This is a genomic window from Myroides sp. LoEW2-1, assembly GCF_009767705.1.
Lineage (GTDB): Bacteria > Bacteroidota > Bacteroidia > Flavobacteriales > Flavobacteriaceae > Flavobacterium > Flavobacterium album_A.
Window position 1 is genome coordinate 1 of sequence record NZ_WSPP01000394.1, and the last position, 417, is coordinate 417.

At 26.6% G+C, this 417-nt stretch carries 1 protein-coding gene; it reads right to left on the minus strand.

Going from position 1 to position 417, the window contains the following annotated elements; genetic code table 11:
* Nucleotides 1–106: 106 nt before the first annotated feature.
* Nucleotides 107–283, minus strand: coding sequence for a hypothetical protein (locus GOQ24_RS16335; protein ID WP_155093497.1), 177 nt, complete (start codon nucleotides 281–283; stop codon nucleotides 107–109).
* Between the last annotated feature and the right edge of the window lie 134 nt (nucleotides 284–417).

Consider the following 417-nt stretch of genomic DNA (forward strand, 5'->3'; position numbering starts at 1 on the left):
TAATAATACGTAATGCCATTATTTGTTTCACTAATTACTTTTTTTTTATCTCCTATACTAATATTGTTTATTTTTAATTTACTTGTTATACTTATTTCCATAATTTTTAATGATATAAATATTTTCGTTTTAATCTCTTACCTTCTTTGCTTGTAATATAATCATTGTCAATAGCATAATCAATCATATCTTTCATACCTTCATTATACTTTCCTCCAAATTTTCGTTTTATATCTTTGATATCCATTTCAATTGCCTTTCCAAACTTCCCTCTTCTAATCAAATCTTCTTGAACTTACCTCCATATAACAGCAGAATCAAAGTATCCACCCTAGCAAGTACATCTTGTGAGGTATAAAAATTATTCTACAGCGTCAGAGATTGCCTTTTTATAGTTATGAGGATATAAATCTGTAA